The organism is Azotobacter beijerinckii (assembly GCF_900110885.1).
Taxonomy (GTDB): Bacteria; Pseudomonadota; Gammaproteobacteria; order Pseudomonadales; family Pseudomonadaceae; genus Azotobacter; species Azotobacter beijerinckii.
On the sequence record NZ_FOFJ01000012.1, the window covers coordinates 40,922 to 66,989 of the forward strand.

The window sequence follows — 26,068 nt, forward strand, 5'->3', positions numbered from 1 at the left end:
ACCCGTCCGGCAAAGAACGCACATCGGTCAGGTTTTTCCTGTATAGTAGCCACCGGCCCGAGCGGCCGCGTTCAGGTAGCAACTTCCCCGAAGCTCCGCCTTCGGCTGCGGGTCCGCCCTGCGGACTATCCTTGACGATCCATCCCATCCATCACGCGTTCTCGCAAATTCTTGCCGACCGGGCTGCCAGGGTGACCTTCGGGTCTTTGCATGGCATGCGCGCAGCCTTCGGCCTTGGGTTTGCGGATGCACATTGAGGCAGATCCAATGACCCAGGAGACCGGCGGCTTCGCCGCACTCGGTATTCATCCCGCCGTACTCGCCGCCATCACCGCAGTGGGCTATGAGGAACCATCCCCCATCCAGGCCCAGGCGATCCCGGTGATCCTCGCCGGTCACGACATGATTGGCCAGGCCCAGACCGGCACCGGCAAGACCGCGGCCTTCGCCCTGCCGATGCTCTCGCGCATCGACCCGGCGCGTCGCGAGCCGCAGCTGCTGATCCTCGCGCCGACCCGCGAGCTGGCCCTGCAGGTGGCCACCGCCTTCGAAACCTATTCCAGCCAACTGTCCGGCGTCGGCGTGGTGGCGGTCTACGGCGGCGCGCCGATGGGCCCGCAGCTGAAGGCGCTGCGCCAGGGCGCGCAGATCGTGGTGGCCACCCCCGGCCGCCTGTGCGACCACCTGCGTCGCGACGAGCAACTGCTCTCCACCGTCAAGCATCTGGTCCTCGACGAGGCCGACGAGATGCTCAAGCTCGGCTTCATGGACGACCTCGAAGTGATCTTCGCGGCCCTGCCGGAAAGTCGCCAGACGGTGCTGTTCTCCGCCACCCTGCCGCACTCGATCCGCGAGATCGCCGAGAAGCACCTGCGCGAGCCGCAGCACGTCAAGATCGCCGCCAAGACCCAGACCGTGGCGCGCATCGACCAGGCCCACCTGATGGTGCATGCCGACCAGAAGACCTCTGCCGTCCTGCGTCTGCTGGAGGTCGAGGAGTTCGATGCGCTGATCGCCTTCGTGCGTACCAAGCAAGCCACCCTGGATCTGGCCAGCGCCCTGGAAGCCAAGGGCTACAAGGCCGCCGCGCTGAACGGCGACATCGCCCAGAACCAGCGCGAGCGGGTCATCGAGTCGCTCAAGGACGGTCGTCTGGACATCGTCGTCGCCACCGACGTGGCGGCCCGCGGCATCGACGTGCCGCGGATCACCCACGTGTTCAACGTCGACATGCCCTACGACCCGGAGTCCTACGTGCACCGCATCGGCCGCACCGGCCGTGCCGGTCGCGACGGCCGGGCCCTGCTGCTGGTGACGCCGCGCGAGCGGCGCATGCTGCAGGTGATCGAGCGGGTCACCGGGCAGAAGGTCGCCGAAGTGCACCTGCCCAACGCCCAGCAGGTGCTGGATGCGCGCATCCGCAAACTGACCGCCAGCCTGCAACCGCTGCTGGCCGAAGCCGAAGCCAGCCACGGCGAGCTGCTCGACCGTCTGACCGCCGAACTCGACTGCAGCCCGCGCGCCCTGGCGTCGGCCCTGCTGCGCAAGGCCACCAACGGCCAGGGGCTGACCCTGGCCGAGGTCGAGCGCGAGCAGCCGCTGGTGCCGGGCATGGCCGCGCCGCGCGAGCGGCGCGAGCGCAGCGAGCGCGCCCCCGAGCGTGGCGGCGAGCGCAGCAGCGTACACCGCGAGCGGCGTGCGCCGATGCCCCTGCCGGAAGGCCGGGTCCGCTGCCGTGCCGCCCTGGGCGCGCGCGACGGGATCGCCGCGAAGAACCTGCTGGGTGCCATCCTCAACGAGGGCGGCCTGGCCCGCGACTCGATCGGCCGTATCCAGGTCCGCGACAGCTTCAGCCTGATCGAGCTGCCGGAGGACGGCCTCGAGCGCCTGCTCGGCAAGCTGCGCGACACCCGCGTCGCCGGCAAGCAGCTGAAGCTGCGCCGCTATCGCGAGGACTAAGTCCTCGCTGAACTGAAAAAGCCCTGCCCATGGCAGGGCTTTTTCGTTTCTGCAGCGCGGCCGGGCGTTTCGCGTGTAGAGTCTCCTGCGCATCGTCGACTTGCAGGAGAAACACGTGCACGAGGATTTCTGGCAGGCGCGCTGGGCGCGCAACGAGATCGGCTTCCATCAGCCGGAGGTCAATCCCTACCTGAGCCGCCACTGGCCCGGGCTGGAACTGGCGCCGGGCAGCCGGGTGCTGGTGCCGCTGTGCGGCAAGAGTCTCGACCTGGCCTGGCTGGCCGGGCAGGGCTTTGCGGTGCTGGGCATCGAGCTGGCGGAGCGGGCGGTGCAGGATTTCTTCGCCGAGCAGCGGCTGGAGCCGCAGGTCGACCGCGAAGGCGCCTTCACGGTCTACCGGGCCGGTCTCGTGGAGATCCGCTGCGGCGACTTCTTCGCCCTGACCGCCGCCGACGTCGCCGACTGCCGGGGATTCTACGACCGGGCCGCGCTGATCGCCCTGCCGCCGGCGATGCGCGAGCGTTATGTGGCCCATCTGTCGGCGATCTTGCCGTCGGCTTGCCGGGGGCTGCTGGTCACCCTCGACTACGACCAGGCGCAGATGGACGGCCCGCCCTTCGCCGTTCCCGACCACGAGGTGCAGCGCCTCTTGGCGCATGACTGGCGGCTGCAGCTGCTGGAGGCGCCCGACGTGCTCAAGGAGAACTGGAAGTTCCTCCAGCGTGGGCTGGAGCGGCTGGAGGAGCGGGTCTACCGTCTGGCGCGCGATTAGTCGAGCGGTGCCTGCAGGCGACGGACGAAGCTGTCGGCCTCGTCGATCGAGCGCTGCATGTCACGCAGCAACTGGTCGACGTTGCCCTGCAGGCTGCGGTATTCGCCCTGCAGCGCGCCGATGGCGCGAGCGTTGAGGTTGTGCTTGAGGAACAGCACCTGGTCGCGCAGCATGCCGAGTACCGGCTCGATGCGTTTCTCCGCGGCCTGCATGCGCGCCAGCAGGGTCGTGTACTGCTTGCGGGTGCGCTCCAGTTCCTTGGCGCTGGCCCGGCGCAGGGTGGGGTTGCTGTACTGGTCGAGTTCGCCTTCCCATTCCTCGAACAACGCCTCGGCCACGTCCTCGACGGCGGCGATGCGCTGGCGCACGGCTTTGGCGCTGGCCTCGCTGGCCCGATATTCGCGATCGAGGGCGGTGTAGCGCTCTTCAAGGTCGCCGTCCTGAACTTGCACCACGCTGCGGTAGCGTTCGAGGGCGTCCTTGAACTGCTCCTTGGCTTCCAGCTGGCTGTCGCGTGCCGCCCCGACCCGCTCGGCGAGGATGTCGCGCTTGTGGACGCCGGCCTTTTCCATCATCGAGTAGTAGGCGCCCTGGCAGCCGCCGAGGCTGAGCAGGGTGCAGCAGGCGAGAATCAATCGGCGCATGGGGTCTCCCGTTTCCGGCACAAACGAAAGGGGCGACCCGAGGTCGCCCCTTTTCCTGTTCGCCATCTTAGCAGGCCGCCGCCCCGGCGGCGCGTCGTCAGCCGCGCCGGTAGAGCGCCTCGATGCGCTCCTCCAGCGGCGGGTGGCTCATGAACAGCGCGGCGAGGCTGGCCTTCTTCGCGCCGTTGATGCCGAAGGCGGTCAGGCTGTCCGGCATGTGCACCGGAACGTCCTGCTCGGCTTGCAGGCGCTGCAGGGCGCCGATCATCGAGCGGGTGCCGGCCAGCTGGGCGCCGGCCTCGTCGGCGCGGAACTCGCGGCGGCGGGAGAACCACATGACGATCATGCTGGCGAGGATGCCGAGCACCAGCTCGGCGGCGATGGTCGCGACGAAGTAGCCGATGCCTTCGCCTTCCTCGTTCTTCAGTATCACCTTGTCGACGAAGGTGCCGATGATCCGCGCGAAGAACATCACGAAGGTGTTCACCACACCCTGCACCAGCGCCAGGGTGACCATGTCGCCGTTGGCCACGTGGCCGATCTCGTGGGCCAGCACGGCACGCACCTCGTCCGGCGAGAAGCGTTCCAGCAGGCCCTGGCTGACCGCGACCAGCGCGTCGTTGCGGTTCCAGCCGGTGGCGAAGGCGTTGGCCTCGTAGGCGGGGAAGATGCCGACCTCGGGCGTCTTGATGCCGGCCTCGTGGGCCAGTTGCTCGACGGTCTGCAGCAGCCACTGCTCGTGGCGGGTACGCGGCTGGCTGATGATTTCCGTGCCGGTGCTCATCTTCGCCATCCACTTGGAGATGAACAGCGACACCAGCGAGCCGGCGAAGCCGAACACGGCGCAGTAGATCAGCAGGTTACCGTAGCTCTGGCCGGTGGCGCGGTCGACCCCGAGCAGTTTCAGGGTGATGCTGGCGATGATCAGCACCGCCAGGTTGGTGGCCAGGAACAGCAGGATGCGCATCATGGAATCAGGTTCTCCTCAAAGAGGCATAGGTTTCATGCCGGGCTATATAAGGTCGCGCCCCCGGGCTCTTCAACCGGGAGACTATTTCAGACTATGTCTCTGGCCGGGCGGTCGACGAGTTGTCGAAGATCAGGCGGCCGAGGCGCACCAGGCGTTCGCCGTCGCCCTCCGCCAGGGCCTCGCGCAGTTGCCAGGCCAGAGTGGCCCGGACCCGCCGCACGCCGGCCGGCAGCGCAGGGTCCGCCGGCGTTGCGTCGGCGACCGTGCGGGACAGGCGCAGGAAGCCCTTTTCGCTGAGCACGGCCTGGTCCAGGGCCTCGTAGCGGATGGTCGAATCGAAGCGCAGGTAGCCTTCCTCGGCCAGCCAGAGCAGGGCGCTCAGGCAGCTCTGGTGGCGCGTGCTCGGCAGGCCGAACTCGTCCGGCTCCTCGCGGCCGATCAGGTCTTCCACGTACAGCGCGATCTTGCGCGGGAAGGCCCGATGCAGCCGCAGCAGGCCGGCGGCGGCGTCCTTGTGGAAATCGTCGATCTGCAGGTCCATCGCGGTTATTGGCGGTAGCTCTTGAGGAAGTTGCCGATACGCCCGATGGCCTGTTCGAGGTCGTCGACCCGCGGCAGGGTGACCACGCGGAAGTGGTCCGGCCACGGCCAGTTGAAGGCGGTGCCCTGGACGATCAGCAGTTTTTCCTGAAGCAGCAGGTCGAGGACGAACTTCTCGTCGTTGTGGATCGGGCAGACCTTGGGGTCGATCTTCGGGAAGGCGTAGAGCGCGCCCATCGGCTTGACGCAGCTGACGCCGGGGATGTCGTTGAGCAGCTCCCAGGCGCGGTTGCGCTGCTCGAGCAGACGCCCGCCGGGCAGGATCAGGTCGTTGATGCTCTGGTAGCCGCCGAGGGCGGTCTGGATCGCGTGCTGGGCCGGCACGTTGGCGCACAGGCGCATGTTGGCGAGGATGTCGAGGCCCTCGATGTAGCTCTGCGCCTTGTGCTTGGGTCCGGAGATGGCCACCCAGCCGGAGCGGAAGCCGGCCACCCGGTAGGCCTTGGACAGGCCGTTGAAGGTCAGGCAGAGCACGTCCGGCGCCAGCGAGGCGGTGGAGATGTGCTGGGCATCGTCGTAGAGGATCTTGTCGTAGATCTCGTCGGAGAAGATCACCAGGTTGTTCTGGCGGGCGACCTCGACGATCTCCTCCAGCACTTCCTTCGGATAGACCGCGCCGGTGGGGTTGTTCGGGTTGATCAGCAGCAGCGCCTTGGTGTTGCGGGTGATCTTGGCCTTCATGTCGGCGATGTCGGGGTACCAGTTCGACTGCTCGTCGCACAGGTAGTGCACCGCCTTGCCGCCGGCCAGGCTGGTGGCCGCGGTCCACAGCGGGTAGTCGGGCGCCGGGATCAGCACCTCGTCGCCGTTGTTGAGCAGGGCCTGCAGGACCATCACGATCAGCTCGGAGACGCCGTTGCCGAGGTAGATGTCCTCGATGCCGACGCCTTCCACCTTTTTCTGCTGGTAGTGCTGCATCACCGCCTTGCGGGCGCTGAACAGCCCCTTGGAGTCGCTGTAGCCCTGGGCGGTGGGCAGGTTGCGGATCACGTCCTGGAGGATTTCCTCGGGGGCCTCGAAACCGAACGGCGCCGGGTTGCCGATGTTCAGCTTGAGGATGCGATGGCCTTCCTCCTCCAGGCGCTTGGCGTGCTTGAGCACCGGCCCGCGAATGTCGTAGCAGACGTTGGCGAGCTTGTTCGATTTACTAACCTGCATGTGTGTGATCCCGAAGAAGAAGCGCGCAGGGGCCGGAGTCGGGCAGGGGAGGAGAGCGGCGGTGCCGGCCGGGGCCGGGCTCGGGCGCGGACGCCGGGTCAGCGAACGCGGCCATCTCGCCGCCGGACCGATTCGGGTCTTGCGGCCTTGGCTATGGATGACGCGGATGACAAACTGGAGGCGAATCATACGTCGCGGCCCGATTCGGTGGAAAGGTACCGGTCGGGCTTTTTTCCAATCGAAGGAGGTACACGCATGGACAAGCTCGAAAAATCCCTGGATGCCTGGCGGGAACTCCTGTCCGAGGAGCGCTTCCGCATCTGCCGTCTGGGCGGCACGGAGCGGGCTTTCAGCGGCAAGTACTACGCCACCAGCGTGCCCGGGGTCTACCACTGCGCCTGCTGCGATGCGCCGCTGTTTGATTCCGACGCCAAGTACGACGCCGGCTGCGGTTGGCCCAGCTACTTCCAGCCGGTCGCCGCCAGCGCCCTGTCCAACCGCGACGACTACAGCCACGGCATGCACCGCATCGAGGTGCTCTGCGCCCGCTGCGATGCCCATTTGGGCCACGTGTTCCCCGACGGCCCGCCGCCGACCGGGCTGCGCTACTGCATCAATTCCGCCTCGCTGCGCCTGGTGCCGCGCGGCGAGGTCGACGAGCCCGCCGAGCTCGACCAGAGCTGGTGAGGGGCAGGCAAGGTCATTCTGCCGACGACCGGAGCACTGCCCGGGACTGCCCCGTCCCTTCCTGGAGGACATCGCCATGGGCGATTCGCTGTTCGAGATTCCCTGCACCACCCTCGACGGTCAGCGCAAGACGCTGGCCGATTTTCCCGGGCGCGCCTGGCTGGTGGTGAACACGGCCAGCCGCTGCGGTTTCACGCCCCAGTACGAGGGCCTGCAGATGCTCTGGCAGCGCTATCGGGAACGGGGGCTGGTGGTGCTGGGCTTCCCCTGCAATCAGTTCGGTCAGCAGGAGCCAGGCGATGAACTCGAAATCGCCGAGTTCTGCCAATCTAACTATGGCGTCGGTTTTCCGCTGTTTCAGAAAGTCGAGGTCAATGGGCCCCGGGCGCACCCCCTGTTCGCGGAGCTGAAGCAACGCGCGCCAGGCCTGCTGGGCAGCCAGCGCGTGAAGTGGAACTTCACCAAGTTCCTGGTCGGCCAGGAGGGACGGGTGGTCAGGCGTTTCGCTCCCACGACCGACCCGGGTAAGCTCTGCAGCGAAATCGAAGCCCTGCTTGAATAGGGACTGGCCGACGGCCAGCACCAGACTGGCTTCGCGCAGTGCCCTTTCCTCGTCTGCCGCAGGGTCGTCGAGCCCGTCGCCGGCTCCACTCATGTAGCGCTCGTCCCGCTCGGCAGCCAGGTGTGCAGCATGTTGGCCAGGTCCTCTCGGCGCAGGGGCTTGGCCAGGTAGTCGCTCATCCCGGCGCTGCGGCAGCGTTCGCGTTCTTCCGGCAGGACGTTGGCGGTCAGGGCGATGATCGGCAGCTCCGGCCAGCGGCCGTCCTGGCGAATCCGCCGGCTGGTCTCGTAGCCGTCCATGACCGGCATGTTGCAGTCCATCAGGATCAGATCCACCGGACCGTGTTCCAGGTAGGAGAGCGCCTCGGCGCCATGGGGCGCGATGGCGACCTCGTAGCCCAGCTTGACCAGCATGCCCTTGGCGACCATCTGGTTGACCGGGTTGTCCTCGACGAGCAGGACTTGCTGCTGCCGGGGGGCTGCCCGCGAGTCCGGCACCTCGCTGGGCGGGGGCTCCTCGACGGCCTGCAGGGCGCGCGTTACGGCTAGGTACAGGGCCGACCGGGAAAGCGGCCGGGCCAGTTGCTGGAGGGGCGCCAGGGCCAGGGTTTCCTCCCGTGGCAGGAAGCTGCCGTAGGCGGTGACCACCAGGAACGGGAAACCGATGGCCGGGCGCAGGCCCAGTAGGCATTGCGGGCAGTCGGTGATCAGCAGGTCGGCCTCGATGCCGGCCAGCCCGCAGCCGATATCCGCTCGCCGGTACTCCAGTCCCCAGTGCGGCAGCTGCATTTCGAGCAGATCCGCCAGGCCGCTGCTGCCGGGGGTGAGGGCGACGACGCGGCCCTGCAGCGCGGCGCGGGGCGTGGCCGGCGTGTGGCTGGGCAGGGGCAGCTCGACGGTGAAGGTGCTGCCCAGCCCTTCCTTGGAGCTGAAGGCGAGCCGGCCCTGCATGGCCTCGCAGAGCTTGCGGGTCAGGGCCAGGCCGAGGCCGGTTCCGCCGTACTGGCGGGTGATGTCGGCGGTGGCCTGGGCGAAGGGCTGGAAGATGCGCGCCTGGGCCTCCCGGGAGATGCCGATGCCGGTGTCGCGAACGGCCAGCCGCATGCAACCGTCGCGAGCCTGGAGGCGAACGTCGACTCGGCCGAAACGGGTGAACTTGAGCGCGTTGGAGATCAGGTTGCTGGCGATCTGTCTGACCCGTGTCGGGTCGCCGATCACCTGGGCCGGCAGTTCGGGGTCGATCAGGCAGGTCAGCTCGACGCCGGGCGCCGCGCTCTGCGAGAGCAGGGTGGTGGCATCCTCGATCAGCGCGCCGAGATCGAAGGGGATCTGCTCCAGCTCCATCTGGCCGGACTCGAACTTGGACAGGTCGAGCACGTCGTTGAGCAGTCGGACCAGCACCTTGCCCGAGGCATGGGCGACGGAAAGCTGCTGGCGCTGCTCGCTGCTGAGCGGGCCGTCGAGGGACAGGGAGAGCATGCCGAGCAGGCCGTTCAGCGGCGTGCGGATTTCGTGGCTCATGTTGGCGAGAAAGGCCGAGCGCGCCTGGGCCATCTCCAGGGCCATGCTCCGCGCCGTTTCCAGGTCGCGGTTGCTCTGCGTCAGCCGGGCGTTGGCCGCTTCCAGTTCGGCGGTGCGCGACGAGACCATGTTTTCCAACTCGCCGAGATATTCGGTCAGGCGGTTCTCGGCTTCGCGGCGCTGGTCGATTTCCTGGCCGGTCTTGCGTAGCAGCTGGTTGATGGTCTGGGCCAGGATACCGATTTCATCGTTCTCGTGGCCCGTCGGGCAGAGCAACTGCCGGCTCTCGTTGGGATTGTGCTCGCTCAACTGGTGGATGATCCCGACCAGCGGGCGGGTCAGCATCCGGTTGAACACCACCAGCAGGACCATGGCGAGCAGCAGGCTGCTGGCGAAGCCGGTCAGCAGGGTGAGTCCGGAGCGTTCGAGGAAGGCGCTGCCGAAGGCGTAGGTGTCGATTTCCAGGCGCAGGAAGCCGAGGGGCTCGTCGGGCGCGTGGGCGATGCTCAGCGGCGCCTCGAAGTAACGCCGGGGCTTGAAGAGCATGTCGCTGAAGACCCGGTATTCGCTGCTCATCGCCGGGCGGCTGACCGAGGCCAGGGGGCGGTGGTCGCTGCCGATGATTTCCGCGCCGATCACCGCCGGCGAGCGCAGCAGGCCGAGAAGCAGCTCCTGGGCCAGTTCGGCGTCGATGTTGTAGGCGATGCGCGCCGCCGGGTTGAGGCTGATTTGCTGCAGGCTGTTGATTTCGCGTTCGATGGACGCGCTTTGGCTGGCATAATCGACGCCGATCTTCGCCAGGCTGAGCAGGGTGCCGAGCAGGAACGCCGCCAGTACCGCCAGAGAGGCCTGTTTGTAGGAGAGGCGGTTGGTTGGCGCTATGTTCATGCGGTGGCTGGAACCCAAATGTAGCCGCGTAGGATAACCCAACCGGGTCCCGGGCTGGCAGAACCCTTTGTGCATTCTGAGCATCGTTTTGAGGAAGGATTGTGAACGTCCGATTCAACGAGTTTCTTGACCAGGCGCAGGTCTTGCTGGAGCGTCTCGAGCCCCTGTTGCCGACGGCACAACCCCCGCTGGACTGGACGCGCACCCTGGCGGCGCGCTGGCATCGCGAGGGGCGCGGCGGGGCGCTGCTGCCGCTGCAGGTGAGCCTGGATATTCAGCTGGCCGACCTGATCGGCGTGGACAGCCAGCGCGAGCAGCTGTCGCGTAACACCCGCCAGTTCGTCGCCGGCCTGCCGGCCAACCATGCCCTGCTGTGGGGCGCCCGCGGCACCGGCAAGTCCTCCCTGGTTCGCGCGCTACTGGCCGAACATGCCGCGGCCGGCCTGCGCCTGATCGAGATCGAGCGCGACCATCTGGCCGACCTACCGCGGGTGGTCGAGCGGCTGGCCGCTCTGCCGCAGCGCTTCGTGCTGTTCTGCGACGACCTGTCCTTCGAGGCCGGCGAGGGCGATTATCGGGTACTGAAGAGCGTGCTGGACGGCTCCCTGGAGCGCGCCCCGGACAACGTGCTGCTCTATGCCACCTCGAATCGCCGCCATCTGGTACCGGAGAGGCAGAGCGACAACGACAACTGGCAACTGGTCGACGGCGAGGTGCATCCGAACGAGGCGGTGGAGGACAAGATCGCCCTGTCCGACCGTTTCGGCCTGTGGCTGTCCTTCTATCCCTTCACCCAGGATCACTACCTGGCCGTGGTGCGTCATTGGATCGAGGTGGTGGCTGGGCAGTGCAGTCTGGTCTGGGCGTGGGACGAAGCGCTGGAGAGAGCGGCGATCCGCTGGGCTCAGGGGCGCGGTAACCGCAATGGCCGCTGCGCCTATCAGTTCGCCCGCCACTGGGTCGGCCTGCAGCTCCTCGGCTAACCGTGCGGTTTCGGGAAGTCGTTGATTTAAAAAATCTTTATTCGGGTGTTGACGGCCTCGAAAAGGCTCCCTAGAATGCGCCCCACTTCTGGCGTCTAAGCGAAAGTCGAGCGTCGGAAGCCGGAAGAAAAAGCTGTTGTAAGTTCCGGGCCGCGTCCCCTTCGTCTAGTGGCCTAGGACACCGCCCTTTCACGGCGGTAACAGGGGTTCGAGTCCCCTAGGGGACGCCAATGCGGGAATAGCTCAGTTGGTAGAGCACGACCTTGCCAAGGTCGGGGTCGCGAGTTCGAGTCTCGTTTCCCGCTCCAGTTTCTCGAAGGCGTCGGTTGGCGAATCGTCATCTTCGGTGCAACGCCCCGGACGGGGCGGCACAGTGGAATCGCAAAAGCGATCCGGGTAAAACGTCCCACGGGACAAGCAATGCGGGAATAGCTCAGTTGGTAGAGCACGACCTTGCCAAGGTCGGGGTCGCGAGTTCGAGTCTCGTTTCCCGCTCCAGATTCACGAAAACGCCGCTCATCGAGCGGCGTTTTTGTTTTTCCGTTTCCGAAAGAGCTTCTGGGCCCGCCGAATGGCGGGCCTTTTGCGTTCAGTGCCGGCTGCTACCTTCCGGCAGGGCGAGCAGCTGCTTTTCCCGGTTCCAGTCGAAGGGCGCGTCGTTGGCTTCGGCTTCGAAGCGGCGCTCGTCGAGTTCCTGGTAGAGGGCGATTTCCTCGTCCGGCATGAAGTGCAGGCAATCCCCGCCGAAGAACCAGAGCAGGTCGCGCGGCACCAGGTGGGCGATCTGCGGATAGCGCTGGAACACCTGGCAGATCAGCTCCTGGCCCAGGTGGCTGTTCTCCGGGCGGTCCGCCAGGGCTGCCAGCAGCTCGTCGAAGCGCTCCATGAACAGCGCGTGGCTTTCGTCCGCGACTTGTTCGGCCTCGCCGAGGGCGACGAGGATGCCGCGCAGGTGAGCGAGCAGGGCGAGATGGTGGTCGAGGTAGGAAATGGCCATGGGATACCTGTCGTGAAGGGCGCGCAGAGTATAACAGGCGGCGGCTGAGCGCTTCGCCCGCTCAGCGGACCTGGCCTTCGTGCAGGCGCAGCGCTTCCGGGGCGAAGTCGTCGACGTCGATGACCCGTCGCCGGGCCTCTTCCGCGGCCTGCAGGGCGGCGGCCTCGGCGCTGTCCAGCACCCCGGCGGCCAGCGCCGCAGCGATCGGGTCGGTACCGGGCGCCGGGTGCAACTGGCCGCCGCGGAGCGCCGTGCGCAGTTTCCGGGCGCTGGCCTGGCTGGCGGTGAGCCGCTTGAAGGCCTGGCGGAGGGCGCCGAGCGGCTGGTCGGGGGATTGCGGGCGGTAACAGCCGTCGAGCAGGGACGCCAGGGCTGGGTCGTCCTCGGGACGGCCGAGGATCTCGGCGATCTGCGCATCCAGCCGGTCGGAGGGGCCCCGGTGGCGGCGGCCGAGGGGAAATACCAGGGCGTGTAGCAGCAGACCGAGCGGGCGGCCGGGGAAGTTGGCGAGAAGACCGGCCAGGGCTTCCTCGGCCCGGGCCAGGGACTCCTCCAGGGCCCAGGCGAGCAGCGCATGCTGTTCCCGGGGGCAGCCCTGGTCGTGGTAGCGCTTGAGCGCGGCCGAGCCCAGATAGAGGTGGCTCAGCGCGTCGGCCAGGCGCGCCGAGAGACGCTCGCGGCGCTTCAGGTCGCCGCCGAGCCGCAGCAGGCAGAGGTCGGCGAGCAGGGCGAAGGCCGCGGCCAGGCGGTTCAGGGCGCGGAAATAGCGGCGACTCGCCGCATCGCCCGGGGTCCGGTCGAGCCGGCCGCCACCGAGGCCGAGCAGCAGGGTGCTGGCGGCATTGCCGACGGCGTGGCCGAGGTGTTCGAGCAGCACGGTATCGAACTCCTCCAGTGCTCCGGGCTGCTCCGCACGGCCGGCGAGGGTCATTTCCCGCAGCAGGTAGGGATGGCAGCGGACCGCCCCCTGGCCGAAGATCATCAGGTTGCGGGTGAGGATGTTGGCGCCTTCCACGGTGATGAAGATCGGCGTGCTCTGCCAGAGGCGCGCCAGGTAGTTGTTCGGGCCCATGGCGATGGCCTTGCCGCCGTGGATGTCCATGGCATGGGCGATACATTCGCGGGCGCGCTCGGTCAACTGGTACTTGAGGATGGCCGAGAGCACCGCGGGCCGCTCGCCGAGGTCCACCGCCTGGGCGGTGAGCAGGCGCGCGCTGTCCATCAGCCAGGCGTTGCCGCCGATCCGCGCCAGGGCCTCCTGGATACCCTCGAAGCTGGCCAGCGGCATGCCGAATTGCTCGCGGACCCGCGCATAGCGCCCGCTGACGTAGCTGCAGCCCTTGGCCACACTGGCGCCGACCGCCGGCAGGGAGATCGAGCGGCCCACCGACAGGCACTCCATGAGCATCGGCCAGCCCTTGCCGATCATTTCCCGGCCTCCGATGAGGTTGTCCAGCGGCACGAACACGTCCCGGCCGGCGTTCGGCCCGTTCATGAAGGCGGCGTCGAGCGGCAGGTGGCGGCGGCCGATCTCGACACCGGGCGTATCGGTAGGGATCAGCGCCAGGCTGATGCCCAGTTCCTCCCGGTCGCCGAGCAGGTGCTCGGGGTCGTAGGTCTTGAAGGCCAGGCCGAGCAGGGTGGCCACCGGGCCGAGGGTGATGTAGCGCTTCTCCCAGTTCAGGCGCAGGCCGAGCACCTCCTCGCCCTGCCACGGGCCGCGGCAGATCACGCCGCTGTCGGGCATGGCGCCGGCATCGGAGCCGGCATAGGGGCCGGTCAGGGCGAAGCAGGGGATCTCCCGGCCCTCGGCCAGGCGCGGCAGGTAGTGCTGGCGCTGCGCCTCGCTGCCGTAGCGCAGCAGCAGTTCCGCCGGGCCGAGGGAGTTGGGCACCATCACCGTCGAGGCCAGATCGCCGCTGCGGGTGGCCAGCTTCGTCACGATCTGCGAATGGGCGTGGGCGGAGAAACCCTTGCCGCCGTACTCCTTGGGAATGATCAGGGCGAAGAAGCCCTGCGCCTTGATGAACGCCCAGGCCTCGGGCGGCAGGTCGAGGCGCTGGCCGATCTCCCAGTCGCTGACCATGGCGCAGAGCTCCTCGACGGGGCCCTCGAGAAAGGCCTGCTCTTCCGCCGCGAGGCTGGGTTTCGGGTAGCTCAGCAGTTTGTCCCAGTCCGGCCTGCCGCCGAACAGCTCGCCGTCCCACCATACGCTGCCGGCCTCGATGGCGTTGCGCTCGGTGCCGGAGAGCGGCGGCAGGGTCTTGCCCAGCCAGGCCAGCGCTGGGGCGCTGAGATGGCGCCGGCGCAGGTGCGGCAGGAGCAGCGGCAGGGCGACCGTCAGCCAGGGCAACCAGAGCAGGACCAGCAGCCAGCCGGGCGCGTCGCCGGACAGGCCCATGGCGATCAGGTACAGGGCGAGCAGCGCCAGGGCGGGCAGCGCCGGCGTGCGCAGGTGGGCCAGCACGACCAGACCGACGGCCAGCAGCAGAAGCCAGGCGAGCAACATGGGCATCCTTCCTGAGTGGCGGTGCAGGCCGGCACACGGGCCTGCCGGAAAGCGCGACTCACCTGAGGATAGCCGAGTACGGACGGGCGAAATTGCGGCGGGTCGGCACGAGCCTTGCGGGAGCAGCGGTTGCAATCGGGGCGCCATGCCCCCATATGCCGCTTTCCCCCGATCAGATCCGTGCGCCTATTCCCATGAGTTCCGCCCTGTCCATCCGGCAGCTGACCAAGACCTACGCCAACGGCTTCCAGGCCCTCAAGGGCATCGACCTGGAGGTAGCCGAAGGCGATTTCTTCGCCCTGCTCGGCCCCAACGGGGCCGGCAAATCCACCACTATCGGCATTCTCTCGACCCTGGTGAACAAGACCGGCGGCAGCGTGCAGGTGTTCGGCCACGACCTCGACCGCGACCCGGCCGGACTCAAGCGCTGCCTCGGCGTGGTGCCGCAGGAGTTCAACTTCAACCAGTTCGAGAAGACCCTCGACATCGTCGTCACCCAGGCCGGCTATTACGGCATTCCGGCGCGCATCGCCAAGGCCCGCGCCGAGCAGTACCTGACCCAGCTGGGGCTGTGGGAGAAGCGCGACGTGCCGTCGCGGATGCTCTCCGGCGGCATGAAGCGCCGTCTGATGATCGCCCGGGCGCTGGTCCACCAGCCGCGCCTGCTGATTCTCGACGAGCCCACCGCCGGGGTGGACATCGAGCTGCGCCGCTCGATGTGGAGCTTTCTCAGCGAACTCAACCGCCAGGGCATCACCATCATTCTCACCACCCACTACCTGGAGGAGGCCGAGCAGCTCTGCCGCCACATCGGGATCATCGACCACGGGCGGATCGTCGAGCACACCAGCATGCGCGAGCTGCTCAAGACGCTGCATGTGGAAACCTTCCTGATCGACCTCAAGGAGCCGCAGCTGGTCGAGCCGCAGCTGGCGGGCTATCCGTCGCGGCTGGTGGACGACCATACCCTGGAGGTGCAGGTGGAGAAGAGCCGCGGCATGACCGCGCTGTTCTCCCAACTGGAGCAGCAGGGCATCGAGGTGCTCAGCCTGCGCAACAAGACCAATCGCCTGGAGGAGCTGTTCGTGTCCCTGGTGGAAAGGAATCTCGACGGGGTGGCGCCATGAGTCTGGAACTGCGTGCCAACCTGGTCGCTCTGCAGACCATCGTCGCCCGCGAGGTGCACCGCTTCCTGCGCATCTGGCCGCAGACCCTGCTGCCGCCGGCGATCACCATGGTGCTGTACTTCGTGATCTTCGGGAACCTGATCGGCGGGCGCATCGGCGAGATGGGCGGCTTTCCCTACATGGACTACATCGTGCCCGGGCTGATCATGATGGCGGTGATCACCAACGCCTACGGCAACGTGGTGTCGAGCTTCTTCGGCAGCAAGTTCCACCGTTCGGTGGAGGAGCTGATGGTGGCACCGCTCTCGCCGCACACCATCCTCGTCGGCTACGTCCTGGGCGGGGTACTGCGCGGCCTGGCGGTGGGAACGATCGTTACCCTGCTGTCGCTGTTCTTCGCCAACCTGCAGGTGCACCATCTGGGGCTGATCGTGCTGGTGGTGCTGCTGACCTCCACGATCTTCTCCCTCGGCGGCTTCGTCAACGCGGTGTTCGCGCGCAACTTCGACGACATCTCGATCATCCCGACCTTCGTCCTGACGCCCCTGACCTACCTCGGCGGGGTGTTCTACTCGATCGACCTGCTGCCGCCGTTCTGGCAGGCGGTGTCGCTGGGCAATCCGATCCTGCACATGGTCAATGCCTTCCGTTACGGCATCCTCGGCGTCTCCGACATCGGCATCGGCACCGCCATCGCCTTCATGCTGGTGGCCACCGCACTGCTGTACGCCTACTGCCTGCGCCTACTGGTGAGCGGGCGCGGCATGCGCCAGTAGGGTGGGTTGGAGCGCCGCTCGTAACCCACCGCACGGCCCCTTCAGGCATTACGCGGGAAACTCGAGGATGAAGCGCGTCCAGCCCTCGACCGACTCGCAGCGGATCTCCCCGCCGTGGGCGCGGACGATCGAGCGGATCAGGGCGAGGCCCAGGCCGGCGTGTTCGCCGCGGCCCTCGCGCCTTGCCGGATCGGCCCGGTAGAAGCGGTCGAACAGTTTCGGCAGTTGTTCTGCCGGTATGGCCGGGCCGCTGTTGCCGACCTCGAGGCGCAGGCAGTCTGCAGTGCTCGTTACCTCCAGGCGGATCGTGCCCCCCGCGGGGGTGAAGCGCAGGGCGTTGTCCAGCAGGTTGGACAGCGCCCGCCGCAGCATGCCGCGATCGGCCGCCAGCCGCGCCTCGCCGCGGCGCTCCAGGCGCACCTCGGCGTCCTCGGCGAGCGGCGCGAAGTAGTCGAGCAGGGCATCGAGCTCCACGCCGAGTTCCAGGGGCTCGCGGCTCGGCAGCAGCAGGCCGTGGTCCGCCTTGGCCAGCAGCAGCATATCGGCGACCATCTGCGCCAACCGCTGCAGCTCCTCCAGGTTGGAGTGCAGGGTTTCGCGGTAGTCCTCCAGGGCGCGCGGCCGGGCGAGGATCACCTGGGTCTGGGTCAGCAGGTTGGACAGCGGCGTGCGCAGCTCGTGGGCGATATCCCCGGAGAAGGCCGAGAGCCGGGCGAAGGCGTCCTCCAGCCGCGCCAGCATGGCGTTGAAGGCCTGCGCCAACTCGGCCAGCTCGGCGGGCTGGCGCGCCTCCTCCAGGCGAGTGGTCAGCGAACTGGCGGAGATCCCCGCCGCCACCTCGCCCATCTGTCGCAGCGGGCGCAGGCTGCGGCGCACCCCCCAGGCGCCGAGCAGGGCGGTGGCCAGGGCGGACAGCCCGACGCCGAGCCAGATCAGCCGCTGCATGTCGTCGAGAAAATGCCGGTGGTGGGCGATGTTGAGATGCAGGGTCAGCCGCGCCCCGTTGGCGCGCCGCGGCTCCAGGGACGCCTCCAGGCTGCGGTAGGCCGCCGGGTCGCGGCGCTCGGGGCGGCTGTCGAACCAGACGAGGCCGTCGCTGCCGGCGATGCGCAGGGCCAGTTCCGGGTGCAGGGCCAACTCTTCCTGCACCGCGGGCAGGCGGCCTGGCAGATCCGCCCCGTCGGCGACGCCGTCGAGCAGGTTGCGCAGCACCGTCAGTTCGCCCTGCAACTGCTGGTAATCGAGTTCGGCGAAATGCGCCTCGCTGGCCTGGTTGAAGAGGGCACCGGCGAGCAGCGAGACGGCCGCGCTGCAGGCGGCGAACAGCAGGCTCAGGCGGGCGCCGAGGGACAGCGGCCTCATGGCGCGGCGCGCACTTCGAGGACGTAGCCCAGGCCGCGCACGGTATGGATCAGCGGCGGGGCGAAGTCGTCGTCGATTTTCGTGCGCAGGCGGCGGATGGCCACCTCGACGACGTTGGTCCCGCTGTCGAAGTGCATGTCCCAGACCTCGGCGGCGATCAGCGACTTGGGCAGCACCTCGCCCCGGCGGCGCAGCAGCAACTCGAGCAGGGCGAACTCCTGGGGCGTCAGGTCGATGCGCCGGCCGCCGCGGCGGACCCGCCGGCGCAGCAGGTCGAGCTCCAGGTCGGCGGCCTGCAGGAAGGTCTCCGCGGCGGTGGTCTGGCCACGGCGCAGCAGGGTGCGCACCCGCGCCAGCAGTTCGGCGAAGGCGAAGGGCTTGACCAGATAGTCGTCGGCGCCCAGCTCCAGGCCGTGCACCCGGTCTTCCACCGCATCGCGGGCGGTGAGAAACAGCACCGGCATGTCCCGACCCGCCTGGCGCAGGCTGTGCAGGATCTGCCAGCCGTCGCGGCCGGGCAGCATCACGTCGAGGATCAACAGGTCGTGGTCGCCCTCCAGCGCCAGGCGTTCGCCGGTCGTGCCGTCGGCGGCCAGCTCGACGGCGAAGCCGGCCTCGCCGAGGCCCTGCTGCAGGGAGTGGCCGGTCTTGGGTTCGTCTTCGACGATCAGCAGTTTCATCGCTGTGTCCGTAATGGCGGGATGTCCTTTATACCGGCTCCGCGCCCGTCCGGCAGCCGCCCGACGTGCCGTCGGCCGGCCCCCTCGTTCCGGCTGAAAGCCTGCCGGGAAGTCGGTACACTTGCCGCGCTCGATCCCACCCTCAGGTTTCCGCATCATGCCTCCCGCCGCCGAACACTCCCCGCTGGGCAAGTCCAGCGAATACCTCGACACCTACACGCCGTCCCTGCTGTTCCCCATCCCGCGCGCGCCGAAGTGGGCCGAGCTGGGACTGACGGCGGCGAGCCTGCCGTACCGCGGGGTGGATGTGTGGAACTGCTACGAGTTGTCCTGGCTGCTGCCCTCGGGCAAGCCGGTGGTGGCCATCGGCGAGTTCGTGATTCCCGCCGATTCGCCGAACATCGTCGAATCGAAGTCCTTCAAGCTCTACCTCAACTCCCTCAACCAGACGGTGTTCGCCGACTGCGAGACGCTGCGCCAGACCCTTGCCGCGGACCTTTCCGCCGCGGCCGGCGCGCCGGTGGCGGTGCGTCTGCGCAGCCTGGCCGAGGTGCAGGAAGAAGGCATCGCGGCGCTGCCGGGGCAGTGCATCGACGAGCTGGAGGTGGCCATCGTCCGCTACGGGCAGCCATCTCCCGCGCTGCTGCGCTGCGATCCGAACCGCCGGCTGGAACAGGTGCTGCACAGCCATCTGCTCAAGTCCAACTGTCCGGTGACCGGCCAGCCGGACTGGGGCAGCGTGGTGGTGGACTACCGCGGCCCGGCGCTGGACCCTGCCAGCCTGCTCGCCTATCTGGTGAGCTTCCGCCAGCATGCGGACTTCCACGAGCAGTGCGTCGAGCGCATCTTTCTCGACCTGCTGCATCTGCTCGAGCCGGAGCGGCTGACCGTCTACGCGCGCTACGTGCGCCGCGGCGGGTTGGACATCAACCCCTGGCGCAGCACCGACGCGGTGGTTGCGGACAACCGGCGGCTGGCGAGGCAGTGAGGGCGCACGAGCGGGCGCAACGCCCGCTCAGTGCTTCCAGAAGCTCGGACTCAGCAGCACCAGCACGGTGATGATCTCCAGGCGGCCGAGCAGCATGCCGAGCGACAGCAGCCACTTGGCGGTGTCCGGCAGGCTGGCGAAGTTGCCGGCCGGGCCGATGATCGGACCGAGCCCGACGCCGACGTTGCACACCGCGGTGGCGGCACCGCTCAGTGCGGTGATCATGTCGAGGCCGAGCAGGCTGAGGCCGAGGGCGATCGCGCCGATGGTCACGGTGAAGAAGAACGAGAAGGTGAGGATCGAGCGGACGATCTCCTCGTCCAGGTTGTGGCCGTTGTACTGCTGCTTGAGCACCGCACGGGGATGGATCAGCTGGCGCATGCTGGCCTTGAGCAGCACGTAGGCGACCTGGAAGCGGAAGATCTTCAGTCCGCCGCTGGTGGAGCCCGAGCAGCCGCCGACGAAGGTCAGGTAGAAGAACACCATCACCGCGAAACCGCCCCACTGGCTGTAGTCGCCCAGGACGAGGCCGGTGGTGGTGACCACCGACACCACGTTCAGCGTGACGATGCGCAGGGCGTCGAGGAATGCGTGATCGGAGTGCAGCCAGAGCCAGAGGGCGAACAGCAGGCAGGTGATGCTCAGCATCAGCAGGAAGCCGTGCACCTGGTGGTCTCGCAGCAGAGCCCGGCGGTTGCCGCGCAGGGTGGACACGTAGAGGGTGAAGGGCAGGCCGCCGAGCAGCATGAAGACCACGGCGACCCAGTGCGCGGCCGGGCCGAACTTGGCCATCGAGGCATCCGAGGTGGAGAAGCCGCCGGTGGAGATGGTCGACATCGCATGGTTGATGGCATCGAACCAGCCCATTCCCGCCAGGCGGAAGGTCAGGATGCCGAGCAGGGTGAAGCCGACGTAGATGGCGACGATGTACTTGGCGACCATGTGCGAGCGTGGCATCACCTTTTCCGACCAGTCCGAGGATTCGGTCTGGAACAGCCGCATGCCGCCGACGCGCAGCAGCGGCAGGATCGCCACCGCCATGCCGATGAAGCCGATGCCGCCCAGCCAGTGCAGCATGGAGCGCCACATCAGCAGGCCCGGCGAGGCGCTGTCCAGCCCGGACAGTACCGTCGAACCGGTGGTGGTGATGCCGGACATGGCCTCGAAAAAGGCGTCGGTGTAGCTGATGTTCTGCAGCAGGTTCAGCGGCAGGGCGGCGAAGACGCAGACCACCAGCCAGCTGGTGGTCGTCAGCAGGTACATGTCGCGCGGGCGCAGGTGCACCTGCTCCGGGCGGCCGGGGAGGATCAGGGCGACCCCGGCGCTGAGGGTGATCATGCTCGCCCAGGTGAAGGACTCGATCTCGTGGCTGTGTTCGTAGATCAGCAGGGTCAGGATCGGCAGGACCATGCCGATGGCCAGGGTGATCAGGAAGATGCCGAGAATGAAGCCGATGATGCGCAGGGTCGGCAGAGCCATGGGTGGTGCCTGGGCTGGGAGTTCGAGGCCGGCCATTCTACCCGCGCCGCTTGTACTGTAAACCGCCGGGCGGCGCCGCAGCCTCGCGGGGGGCTTCACAAGCGCATGGCGGCGCTTGTCAGGGGCAGGCCGGGCGAAGGGCGTCCGCGGGGCTCCTCTTGTCGTTTCTTCGCGCCGCCTATGGCCTGCCGCCGCTGCAGCCGGATCTGGCTCCGGAACGAGTGGCCTGAGCGCGGGGGCAAAGCCCGACGGCTCGGCGTAGAATCGGCCCCATACCACTGCCAAGGAGGTGCCCATGGACGCTCTCGATGCCTTGCTCAACCGCGTTTCCGTCGCCCGTCTGCGCGATCCGGCGCCGAATGCCGAACAGCGCGAGCGGCTGTTCGCCGCCGCGCTGCGGGCGCCGGATCATGCCCAGTTGCGGCCCTGGCGTTTCCTGACCGTGGAGGGCGCGGACCGGGAGCGCCTCGGCGAGCTGTTCGCCAGTGCCATCGCCGCCGGGCAGCCGGAGGCCCGCGAGGAGGTCCTGCAGAAGGCGCGCAGCGCGCCCCTGCGCGCGCCCCTGCTGGTGGTGGTGATCGCCAGTCTGAAGGAGCATCCCCGGGTACCGGACGTGGAGCAACTGCTCAGCGCCGGTTGCGCCGCCCATGCCCTGTTGCTGGCCGCCCATGCCCAGGGGCTCGGGGCGATGTGGCGGACCGGCGATCCGGCCTACGATCCGCGGGTCGCGGCCGGGCTGGGGCTGGCCGGCAACGAGCGGATCGTAGGCTTTCTCTATCTGGGGACGCCGGAGGGCGAATTGCGGGTGCCGCAGCGGCCCGCGCCGGCCGAGTTCGTCAGCGCCTGGTCGGGCGCCGAGAGCTGAGCCGGCGGCTCAGCGGGACGTTGTCAGCGGCAGGTCGAGGGTGGCGAGGAAGCCGCCGTCCGGATGGTTGGCGAGGAGCAGTCGGCCGTTGTGGCGTTCCGCGGCGCGCCGGGCGATGGCCAGGCCCAGTCCGTGACCGGCCGCGTTCTGTCCGGGCGCCCGGTAGAAGGGCTCGCCCAGGCGGGCCAGATGTTCTTCTGCCACCCCGGGGCCGTGGTCGCGCACGCTGAGCAGCAGGCGCTCGCCGCGGCGTTCGGTGCGGATTTCCACCGGCCGGTCCGCCGGGCTGAAACGCAGGGCATTGCGCAGCAGGTTGTCCAGCGCCCGCTCGAGCATGTCCGGCCAGCCCGACAGCGCGAGTCCGGGGGTCAGCTCGCTGCGGATTTCCCGTCCCGGTGCGCTGAGGGCGCAGTCGTTACGCAGGTGCGCGACCAGCTCGCCGAGGTCGATCGGGCGGGCTGCGCCGGGATCGGCATCGAGGCGCGCCAGGGCGAGGATCTCGCCGATCAGCGCCTCCAGGCGATCGCATTCCAGGGTCAGGCGCGGCCACAGGCGGGCGCGCTCTTCCGCGCCGGCACGTTCGGCCAGGGCCAGGGCGATGCGCAGCCGCGCCAGCGGCGAGCGCAGTTCGTGGGAGACGTCGCGCAGCAGCTGGCGCTGGCTGCCGATCAGGCTCTGCAGGCGTGCGCCCATGCGGTTGAAGTCGCGGGCCAGCACGCCCAGTTCGTCGCGCCGGGTGGCCAGGCGCGCCAGGCTGCTCTGTTGGTAGCTGGTCTGTCCGAGATCGTGCACGGCGCGGCGCAGGCGGTTCAGCGGGCGGGTGATCGAGACGGTCAGCAGCAGGCTGAACAGGGTCAGCACCACCAGGGCGATGACCATGGCGCTGAGCGGCCAGAGCAGGCTGTCGTTGCGCCAGGCGCGCAGCTCCTCGTGGGGGATCCGGTAGATGAAGAGGTAGGTCTGCCCGCTGCTCGGGCTGGTGTATTCCTGGCTCAGCTGGCGCCAGGGAAAGCGCGGCAGGGGCGGGCGGTTGCCGAACTCGGGCGGTGGCGGCGGCGGGCGATGATGGGGGTGGGGGGGCTCCCGGCTGGACAGGTGGCGGCCGGTTTCGTCCAGCACCTGGACGAAGACGCGGTACTGGTCGCGGTTCTCGTCCAGCAGGGGCTGCGCGGCCAGCGCCCCCTGGGCCTCGTAGCGCTCCGTCCAGCGGGCGGCGAGGTCCTGCATGCCGGGGTGGCGGGCGATGATCCAGGCATCGTTGTTCAGCGCCCGGCCCAGCAGCAGGGACAGGCCGGCGACCAGCACCAGGGCCAGCCAGAAGGCCGCGAGGACTCGCCAGAAGAGTGAGCGCATGGGGGACTCGGTGCGGCGGGGGGAAAAGCCGAACCGCCCGGTGGGCGGTTCGGTGGGGGGACGACTCAGTTCTTCTTGGCGTCCTTCTCGGCCTTCCACTTGCGGAACTCTTCCCACTCGGCGCGGCGTTTTTCGCCTTCGGCCTTGCGCGCCTCGAATTGCTTGAGCTGCTCGGGGGTCAGTTGCTCGCGGAAGGTCTTGTCGGCCTTGTCGCGGCTGGCCTGCAGTTCTTTCTGCATGGCCTCCTTGTCGGCCTCGGAGAGCTTGTCCATGTAGCGCCGGGTGATCTCGCGCTTCTCCTGAGCGGCGTCCAGGCGGGCCTTGTTAACCGCCTGGCGCTGTTCGGCGTTCAGCTTGAGTCCGTCCATGGGCGCCATCATCATCCCGGGCATCCCGGCCATGCCCTCCCGGCCGTGCTGGTGGTGACCGGAGCCCATGTCGCAGACCGGACCCGGCTCGTCGGGTTCGGCGGCGATCGCGGCGAGGGGCAGGGCGGTGGCGAGCAGCAGCATGGAAAGAGTCTTGCGCATGGTGTGTTTCCTCTTGTTTGCGTAATCGGCTGTGTGCCGGACGAAGCCAGTCTAGGGAATTGCACGGTCAGGCACGGTCAGGCGAGGGTAAAGGCTGGGTAAAGGTGCCCTCAGGCGCTGTAATAGTAGCCGCGGCTGCGCAGGGCGAGGATGCGCGGACTGCCGTCCGGGTGCGGACCGAGCTTCCTGCGCAGGTTGCTGACGTGCATGTCCAGACTGCGGTCGTAGAGGGTCAATTTGCGGCCGAGGGCCAGTTGCGCGAGGGTCTGCTTATCCACCGGCTCGCCCGGCTGGCGCAGCAGGGCCTCGAGCAGACGGCTCTCGGAGGCGGTGAGGGCGATCTCGTGGCCGCCGATGTCGACCACCCCGCGCGCACTGCTGAAGCACAGGTCGCCCAACCCCAGCTGGGTCGAGGCGGCCGGCGGCTGGGTGCGGCGCAGCACGGCGCGCAGGCGGGCGGTCAGCTCGCGCGGATCGCAGGGTTTGGCCAGGTAGTCGTCGGCGCCGAGCTCCAGACCGAGGATGCGGTCCAGCGGCTCGCCGCGGGCGGAGAGCATCAGCACCGGCAGGTCCGGATAGTCGCCGCGCAGCTGCTTGAGTAGCTCGAGACCGGAGCCGTCGGGCAGCATCACATCCAGCACCACGGCATCGGGGGTCTTTTCGATGAGGGCGAGGCGGGCGTCGCGGCCGTCGTGGCAGGCGCGCATCTGGAAGCCTTCCTGAGCCAGCCAGCTGGCGAGCAGCTCGCACAGCTCGCGGTCGTCGTCGATCAGCAGCAGTTCGCTCATGGCGGCGCCATGGCCTCCCGGGCAGAGGGTCAGGGCAGGACCTTGTTGAAGGGCTTGACCTTGACGTCGGCATACACGCCGGCGGCGCAGTAGGGGTCGGCCTCGGCCCAGCTGCGGGCGGCGGCCAGGGAGTCGAACTCGGCGACCACCAGGCTGCCGCTGAAGCCGGCCGGGCCGGGGGCCGGGCTGTCCACCGCCGGGTGCGGGCCGGCCAGCACCAGGCGGCCTTCTTCCTTCAGTTGCTGCAGGCGGGCGAGGTGGGCGGGACGAGCGCCCAGGCGCTTGTCCAGGGAGTTTTCCACGTCGGTGGCGATGATGGCGTAGAGCATGTCAGTCCTTGGGTTTGGCGGAGGAGGGCTGGGTCTCGGCGGCGTCGCGCATGTGGCGGGCGAGGAACAGGCCTTGGCCGACCAGGAACAGGACGGTCATGCCCAGGCTGCCGAACACTTTGAAGTCGACCCAGAATTCGTGGAAGGTGAAGGCGACGAACAGGTTGGCGCAGCCGCTGAATGCGAAGAATGCCACCCAGGCGAGGTTCAGGCGCGTCCACAAGGGCGGCGGCAGGCTGACCGCATGGCCCATGATGCGCTGGATCAGCGGGCGATCGCCAATGAACTGGCTGGCGGCGAAGCCCAGGGCGAACAGCCAGTTGACCACCGGTGCCTTCCACTTGAGGAACGTCTCGCTGTGGAAGGCCAGGGTCATGCCGCCGAACACCAGGCAGGCGAGCAGGGTGATCCACTGGCCCTTTTCCAGCCGGCGCTGGATCAGGAACAGGATGCCGTAGACCAGCAGCGAGGCGAGGATCAGGACGGCGGTGGCGCTGAAGATGCCGCCGAAGGTGACGCTCTGGCCGGCCAGTTCGATGGCGCGGGGCTCCAGCTTGTAGACGATGAAAAAGAGAATCAGCGGGATGAAATCGATGAATTGTTTCACTGTGGCAGCCAGACGCGGGATGTGACGGCATAATAACAAACCTCGACAACCGCGAAAGCCAGCGCCATGAAGGTCGACCTGCACTGCCACAGTACCGCTTCCGACGGCGCGTTGAGCCCCGCCGAGGTGGTTTGCCGTGCCCACGGACGCGGTGTCCGGCTGCTGGCGTTGACCGACCACGACACCCTGGACGGGCTCCCCGAGGCGCAGGCCGCCGCCGCCGGGCTGGACATCGAACTGATCAACGGTATCGAGCTGTCCGCCCTGTGGGGCGGAGCGACCGTGCATGTGCTCGGCTACGCCTTCGCCGGCGATGCGCCGGCTCTGCGCCTGGCCCTCGCCGGGCTGCACGAGGGGCGCTGGCAGCGGGCCGCGGAGATCTCCCGGCGGCTGGCCGCCAAGGGTATGGACGGCGCCCTGGAGGGCGCCCGGGCGGTGCAGCGCGAGCTGGGCGGCAGCGGCAACGCGCCGGCGCGTCCGCACTTCGCCGAGTTCCTGGTCCGTGCCGGGCACGTCCGGGACCGTGCGGAAGCCTTTCGCAAGTGGCTGGGCGCAGGCAAGCTGGGCGACATCAAGCAGCACTGGCCGACTCTCGAGCAGTCGGTCGCCACCTTGCGTGCGGCCGGTGCCTGGATCAGTCTCGCGCATCCTTGGCACTATGACTTCACCCGCAGCAAGCGGCGGCGCCTGGTCGGCGACTTCATCCGTGCCGGTGGCCATGCGCTGGAGGTCAGCAACGGCCTGCAGGCGGCCGAACAGGTCGGCGGCCTGGCCATCCTGGTTCGCGAGTTCGGTCTGCTGGCCAGCGCCGGTAGCGACTTCCACGCCCCCGACGACTGGTCCGAGCTGGGCCTGTACCGCCCGCTGCCGGACGACCTGTCGCCTCTCTGGACGCGTTTCGCCCATGTCCGTCACTGCGCCGTCCTCTGAACAGG

25 protein-coding genes and 3 tRNA genes are annotated in these 26,068 nt (G+C 68.3%); 13 read left to right on the plus strand and 15 right to left on the minus strand.

Going from position 1 to position 26,068, the window contains the following annotated elements; genetic code table 11:
* The first annotated feature begins 267 nt into the window (after positions 1-267).
* Both BMY22_RS08430 and BMY22_RS08435 read left to right on the plus strand, forming a co-directional pair.
* Positions 268-1,959 (plus strand): DEAD/DEAH box helicase, encoded by a 1,692-nt coding sequence (locus BMY22_RS08430; RefSeq protein ID WP_090621131.1) that lies wholly within the window; start codon positions 268-270, stop codon positions 1,957-1,959.
* Between the two features lie 115 nt (positions 1,960-2,074).
* On the plus strand, positions 2,075-2,731 hold the full coding sequence (locus tag BMY22_RS08435) for a thiopurine S-methyltransferase (RefSeq protein ID WP_090621133.1): 657 nt from the start codon (positions 2,075-2,077) through the stop codon (positions 2,729-2,731).
* Here BMY22_RS08435 and BMY22_RS08440 read toward each other — a convergent pair.
* From BMY22_RS08440 to BMY22_RS08455, 4 genes are all read right to left on the minus strand, one after another.
* The gene (locus BMY22_RS08440; protein ID WP_090621135.1) at positions 2,728-3,375 is read right to left on the minus strand and encodes a DUF2959 domain-containing protein; all 648 of its coding nucleotides are present in this window, start codon (positions 3,373-3,375) and stop codon (positions 2,728-2,730) included. The two genes, BMY22_RS08435 and BMY22_RS08440, sit on opposite strands and share 4 nt — an antisense overlap.
* 97 nt (positions 3,376-3,472) lie before the next feature.
* A complete protein-coding gene (gene htpX / locus BMY22_RS08445; RefSeq protein ID WP_090621136.1) occupies positions 3,473-4,345 on the minus strand; it encodes a protease HtpX in 873 nt (290 codons plus the stop codon).
* A gap of 91 nt (positions 4,346-4,436) precedes the next feature.
* The gene (locus BMY22_RS08450) at positions 4,437-4,886 is read right to left on the minus strand and encodes a hypothetical protein (RefSeq protein WP_090621138.1); all 450 of its coding nucleotides are present in this window, start codon (positions 4,884-4,886) and stop codon (positions 4,437-4,439) included.
* 5 nt (positions 4,887-4,891) lie between these two features.
* On the minus strand, positions 4,892-6,103 hold the full coding sequence (locus BMY22_RS08455; RefSeq protein WP_090621140.1) for a pyridoxal phosphate-dependent aminotransferase: 1,212 nt from the start codon (positions 6,101-6,103) through the stop codon (positions 4,892-4,894).
* A gap of 255 nt (positions 6,104-6,358) precedes the next feature.
* Between BMY22_RS08455 and msrB the strand changes: the two genes are divergently transcribed.
* Positions 6,359-6,790, plus strand: coding sequence for a peptide-methionine (R)-S-oxide reductase MsrB (gene msrB, locus BMY22_RS08460; RefSeq protein WP_090621142.1), 432 nt, complete (start codon positions 6,359-6,361; stop codon positions 6,788-6,790).
* Positions 6,791-6,866: 76 nt separating this feature from the next.
* Complete coding sequence (locus tag BMY22_RS08465) at positions 6,867-7,352, plus strand: glutathione peroxidase (RefSeq protein WP_090621144.1); 486 nt, start codon at positions 6,867-6,869, stop codon at positions 7,350-7,352.
* An 89-nt stretch (positions 7,353-7,441) separates the two neighbouring features.
* Here the strand turns inward: BMY22_RS08465 and BMY22_RS08470 are convergent, their stop codons facing one another.
* On the minus strand, positions 7,442-9,760 hold the full coding sequence (locus BMY22_RS08470; RefSeq protein WP_090621146.1) for a hybrid sensor histidine kinase/response regulator: 2,319 nt from the start codon (positions 9,758-9,760) through the stop codon (positions 7,442-7,444).
* A 101-nt stretch (positions 9,761-9,861) separates the two neighbouring features.
* On the opposite strand from BMY22_RS08470, the gene BMY22_RS08475 reads away from it, so the two are divergent.
* From BMY22_RS08475 to BMY22_RS08490, 4 genes are all read left to right on the plus strand, one after another.
* Complete coding sequence (locus tag BMY22_RS08475) at positions 9,862-10,743, plus strand: ATP-binding protein (RefSeq protein WP_090621147.1); 882 nt, start codon at positions 9,862-9,864, stop codon at positions 10,741-10,743.
* A gap of 154 nt (positions 10,744-10,897) precedes the next feature.
* Positions 10,898-10,973: transfer RNA gene (locus BMY22_RS08480), tRNA-Glu, on the plus strand.
* A gap of 2 nt (positions 10,974-10,975) precedes the next feature.
* A tRNA-Gly gene (locus BMY22_RS08485) sits at positions 10,976-11,051 on the plus strand.
* Between the two features lie 114 nt (positions 11,052-11,165).
* A tRNA-Gly gene (locus tag BMY22_RS08490) sits at positions 11,166-11,241 on the plus strand.
* Between the two features lie 91 nt (positions 11,242-11,332).
* Here BMY22_RS08490 and BMY22_RS08495 read toward each other — a convergent pair.
* Complete coding sequence (locus BMY22_RS08495; RefSeq protein WP_090621149.1) at positions 11,333-11,740, minus strand: PA2817 family protein; 408 nt, start codon at positions 11,738-11,740, stop codon at positions 11,333-11,335.
* A 61-nt stretch (positions 11,741-11,801) separates the two neighbouring features.
* On the minus strand, positions 11,802-14,249 hold the full coding sequence (locus tag BMY22_RS08500) for an acyl-CoA dehydrogenase (RefSeq protein ID WP_090621151.1): 2,448 nt from the start codon (positions 14,247-14,249) through the stop codon (positions 11,802-11,804).
* Between the two features lie 194 nt (positions 14,250-14,443).
* Here BMY22_RS08500 and BMY22_RS08505 point away from each other — a divergent pair, with 194 nt between their 5' ends.
* Together BMY22_RS08505 and BMY22_RS08510 are read left to right on the plus strand one after the other, a co-directional pair.
* A complete protein-coding gene (locus BMY22_RS08505) occupies positions 14,444-15,376 on the plus strand; it encodes an ABC transporter ATP-binding protein (protein WP_090621153.1) in 933 nt (310 codons plus the stop codon).
* Positions 15,373-16,152 (plus strand): ABC transporter permease, encoded by a 780-nt coding sequence (locus BMY22_RS08510; protein ID WP_090621155.1) that lies wholly within the window; start codon positions 15,373-15,375, stop codon positions 16,150-16,152. The genes BMY22_RS08505 and BMY22_RS08510 overlap by 4 nt, the downstream gene beginning before the upstream one ends.
* Before the next feature lie 48 nt (positions 16,153-16,200).
* On the opposite strand, the gene BMY22_RS08515 is transcribed toward BMY22_RS08510, so the two are convergent.
* Entirely contained in the window at positions 16,201-17,514 is a 1,314-nt protein-coding gene (locus BMY22_RS08515; protein WP_090621157.1) for a heavy metal sensor histidine kinase, read from the minus strand.
* The gene (locus BMY22_RS08520; protein WP_090621158.1) at positions 17,511-18,194 is read right to left on the minus strand and encodes a heavy metal response regulator transcription factor; all 684 of its coding nucleotides are present in this window, start codon (positions 18,192-18,194) and stop codon (positions 17,511-17,513) included. Before BMY22_RS08520 ends, BMY22_RS08515 begins: the two co-directional genes overlap by 4 nt.
* Positions 18,195-18,351: 157 nt before the next feature.
* Between BMY22_RS08520 and queF the strand changes: the two genes are divergently transcribed.
* Positions 18,352-19,182, plus strand: a complete 831-nt coding sequence (gene queF / locus BMY22_RS08525; RefSeq protein WP_090621160.1) for an NADPH-dependent 7-cyano-7-deazaguanine reductase QueF — start codon at positions 18,352-18,354, stop codon at positions 19,180-19,182.
* A gap of 27 nt (positions 19,183-19,209) precedes the next feature.
* Here queF and BMY22_RS08530 read toward each other — a convergent pair whose 3' ends face one another.
* Positions 19,210-20,661, minus strand: a complete 1,452-nt coding sequence (locus BMY22_RS08530; RefSeq protein WP_090621162.1) for a TrkH family potassium uptake protein — start codon at positions 20,659-20,661, stop codon at positions 19,210-19,212.
* 295 nt (positions 20,662-20,956) lie between these two features.
* On the opposite strand from BMY22_RS08530, the gene BMY22_RS08535 reads away from it, so the two are divergent.
* Positions 20,957-21,526, plus strand: coding sequence for a nitroreductase family protein (locus tag BMY22_RS08535; protein WP_090621164.1), 570 nt, complete (start codon positions 20,957-20,959; stop codon positions 21,524-21,526).
* Positions 21,527-21,535: 9 nt separating this feature from the next.
* Here the strand turns inward: BMY22_RS08535 and BMY22_RS08540 are convergent, their stop codons facing one another.
* The 5 genes from BMY22_RS08540 to BMY22_RS08560 form a co-directional block, all read right to left on the minus strand.
* Positions 21,536-22,879: a sensor histidine kinase gene (locus BMY22_RS08540; protein ID WP_090621166.1), complete on the minus strand. Its 1,344-nt coding sequence runs from the start codon at positions 22,877-22,879 to the stop codon at positions 21,536-21,538.
* Positions 22,880-22,944: 65 nt separating this feature from the next.
* Positions 22,945-23,409 carry a hypothetical protein gene (locus BMY22_RS08545; RefSeq protein ID WP_090621168.1) on the minus strand — a complete coding sequence of 155 codons (465 nt, stop codon included), beginning with the start codon at positions 23,407-23,409 and terminating at the stop codon, positions 22,945-22,947.
* Positions 23,410-23,519: 110 nt separating this feature from the next.
* A complete protein-coding gene (locus BMY22_RS08550) occupies positions 23,520-24,197 on the minus strand; it encodes a response regulator transcription factor (RefSeq protein ID WP_090621170.1) in 678 nt (225 codons plus the stop codon).
* A 29-nt stretch (positions 24,198-24,226) separates the two neighbouring features.
* Entirely contained in the window at positions 24,227-24,526 is a 300-nt protein-coding gene (locus BMY22_RS08555) for a YciI family protein (protein WP_090621172.1), read from the minus strand.
* A gap of 1 nt (position 24,527) precedes the next feature.
* On the minus strand, positions 24,528-25,133 hold the full coding sequence (locus tag BMY22_RS08560) for a septation protein A (protein ID WP_090621174.1): 606 nt from the start codon (positions 25,131-25,133) through the stop codon (positions 24,528-24,530).
* Between the two features lie 66 nt (positions 25,134-25,199).
* On the opposite strand from BMY22_RS08560, the gene BMY22_RS08565 reads away from it, so the two are divergent.
* The gene (locus tag BMY22_RS08565) at positions 25,200-26,063 is read left to right on the plus strand and encodes a PHP domain-containing protein (protein ID WP_090621176.1); all 864 of its coding nucleotides are present in this window, start codon (positions 25,200-25,202) and stop codon (positions 26,061-26,063) included.
* Positions 26,064-26,068: the final 5 nt, after the last annotated feature.